The sequence below is a fragment of the Paraburkholderia sp. genome, from assembly GCF_036488505.1.
GTDB lineage: Bacteria > Pseudomonadota > Gammaproteobacteria > Burkholderiales > Burkholderiaceae > Paraburkholderia.
Map to the genome: position 1 here is coordinate 1 of NZ_DASXHN010000073.1, position 3,034 is coordinate 3,034.

Annotated in this window: 2 protein-coding genes; one reads left to right on the forward strand and one right to left on the reverse strand. The window is 64.6% G+C overall.

Annotated features, from left to right (window positions below):
* On the reverse strand, positions 1-1,196 hold a 1,196-nt coding region (gene ppk1, locus VGH68_RS04125), incomplete at its 3' end, for a polyphosphate kinase 1 (protein WP_331602224.1).
* A gap of 204 nt (positions 1,197-1,400) precedes the next feature.
* Between ppk1 and ppx the strand changes: the two genes are divergently transcribed.
* A partial coding sequence (ppx, locus tag VGH68_RS04130; protein WP_331602225.1) for an exopolyphosphatase occupies positions 1,401-3,034 on the forward strand: 1,634 nt, incomplete at its 3' end.

Sequence of the window (3,034 nt, forward strand, 5' to 3'; positions counted from 1 at the left end):
ACCACCGTGACTTCCTTGCCGTTGCGCGCGGCCTGCATCAGCGCGTCCATCAGCGGCGAGTCGGTGCCGGTGCGGTAGATGGTCTGCTTGATCGCGACCACGTTCGGATCTTTGGCGGCCTGCAGCAGCAGCTCCAGCACCGGCTGAAAGCTCTCGTACGGATGATGCAGCAGCACGTCGCCCTGATCGATCACGTCGAACATGCTCGCCGCATTGGCAATGCGCGCCGGCGTCGACGGAATATGCGGCACGAACTTCAGGTCGGGCCGGTCGACCATCTCCGGCAACTGCATCAGCCGCACCAGATTGACGGGACCGTCCACGTAGTAGCAGTCCTTGTCCGACAGACCGCTTTCGTCGAGCAGACGCCGCACCACATGCACCGGTGTTTCCGCCGACACTTCGAGCCGCACCGCGTTGCCCAGATGTCGCGCCGGCAGTTCGCCCTGCAGCGCGACGCGCAGATTGGTGATTTCGTCTTCGTCGACGAACAGCTCGCTATTGCGCGTGATGCGAAACTGGTTGCAGCTGCGTACGACGAGATTGGGAAACAGTTCGCCGACGAAGTGCTGCATCAGCGAACTCAGCAGCACGAAGCCATGCGGATAGCCCGACAGATCCTGCGGCATGCGCACGAGCCGCGGCAGCGCGCGCGGTGCCTGCACGATGCCCATCATCGCCTGGCGGCCGAACGCGTCCTTGCCTTCGAGCTCGACGACGAAATTCAGGCTCTTGTTGAGCACGCGCGGAAACGGATGCGCGGGGTCCAGGCCGATCGGCGTGAGCACCGGCAGCAGTTCGTCGAAGAAGTAAGCGCGCGCCCATTCGGTCTGCGCATCGCTCCATGCTTCGGTGCCGTGGAAATAGATGCCTTCCTGTTCGAGCGCGCTGAGGACGGTGTCGTGCAGCATCGTGTACTGCCGGTGCACGAGTTTCTGCGCGCGCTCGACCACGAGGTCGTAGACGTGCTGCAACGACATGCCGTCGGGCGACAGCGCGCCGGGATTGTCGCGCATCTGTTCCTGAAGACCAGCCATGCGTACTTCGAAGAATTCGTCGAGATTGCTGCTGGTGATGCAGATGAAGCGCAGGCGTTCCAGCAACGGGACGGCGGGGTCGGCGGCTTGCGCCAACACACGCTCGTTGAAACCCAGGATGCCCAGCTCGCGATTCAATAGGGGGTAGCGGACGGACATCGGCAGCGAGATTGGAATGTCTGGAATGGAGACGGAAAGGCCTTCGGAAATTCTCACAGTTTGATGACGTCGCAATGACATTCAGGGTATTTTAGGTTTTATGCCGCAATCGCCGCCTGTCGTCAATACGACGCGCGACGTATGCGACCATAGCGAGGCTCCCCACCGCCGCGAGGTGACACCGTGAGACCCGCTACGCTTAGAATGGCGTCTTTGAACAGTGCGGCCGGCCGCGACGCGCATCGTGCGCCGCCGGCGCCGGGCAGCCGAGCGGCGCTTCCCAACCCCGCCGCCACGCCTGCTGCCGCCGCGCTAGCGCGCATGGAGTCTGCTTACCCGATGGTGACTACCCCTCAACTCCTCGCCGCCGTCGATCTGGGTTCGAACAGCTTCCGGCTGATCGTCGGCCGGGTCGAAGAAACCGACGCGGGCAGCCAGATCTATCAGGTCGACGCGTTGCGCGAGCCGGTGCGCCTCGCCGCCGGTCTATCGCGCGACAAGATGCTCGACCGCGCGTCGCAGGTGCGCGGCTGGGATGCGTTGAAGCGTTTCGGCGAGCGTCTGCGCGATTTTCATCCCGATCACGTGCGCGCGGTCGCGACCAATACGTTGCGCATCGCGAAGAACGCCGGCGAATTTCTCGGCGAGGCGCAGGCCGCGCTCGGGTTTCCGATCGAGGTGATCGCGGGGCGGGAGGAAGCGCGTCTGATTTACGCGGGCGCCGCGCATTCGGTGCCGGCGAGCGCGGGCAAGCGGCTCGTCGTCGACATCGGCGGCGGTTCGACCGAGTTCATCATCGGCTCGCACTACACCCCGATCCAGATGGAGAGCCTCTATATCGGCTGCGTGAGCCATAGCCGCACGTTCTTCCCGGCCGGCAACGTCGACGAATACACGATGCGCCAGGCCGAACTCGCGGCGCGCCGCGAAATCCAGATCATTTCCGCCGAATACAAGAAAACCGGCTGGGAGCAGGCGATCGGCTCGTCCGGCACCGCCCGCGCGCTTGCCGAACTGGTCGAGGCGAACGGCTTCAACGACGCGGGCATCACGCACGGCATTTCGCGCGGCGGCCTCGAACGTCTGAAGCGCGCGTTGATCAAGGCCGAGAATGCGAACCGGCTGAAACTGGTGGCGCTCAAGAGCGACCGCGTGCCGGTGCTGGCGGGCGGCCTGTCGATCATGATCGCGGTGTTCGACGAACTGGGCGTCGATTACGTCGACACCACCGACGGTGCGCTGCGCCTGGGCGTGATGTACGACCTGCTCGGCCGTTCGCAGCACGAAGACATGCGTACGGTGACGGTCGAAGGCTTCATGCGCCGCTACGGCGTCGATCGCGCGCAGGCGGCCCGCATCGCTGAGCTGTCGATGAGCTTTTACGATCAGTTCACCGCGCCGGGCGACGGGCCTGGCGACGCGGCGAACGAAGATAGCCGCGCGGAAAACCGCATGTTCATCGGCTGGGCGGCGGCGCTGCACGAGATCGGTCTGTCGATTTCGCACAGCGCGTATCACAAGCATTCCGCGTATATCGCGAGCAACGCCGACATGCCGGGTTTTTCGCGCACCGACCAGGCGCGCCTCGCCGCGCTCGTGCTGGGCCATGCGGGCAAACTCGGCAAGCTCGCGCAAACGCGCGACGTCGAATGGCCGCTGCTGTTCTGCCTGCGGCTCGCCTCGCTGCTGTGCCGTCGGCGCTCGGATGTCGGTTTGCCGTGGATTTCGGTCGCGCAGGCCAACGGCGGCTACGAGGTGCGGCTGCCGAACGGCTGGGTGGTCAACAATCCGCTGACCGATTACAGCCTGATCCAGGAAGCCGCGGAGTGGGAAAAGGT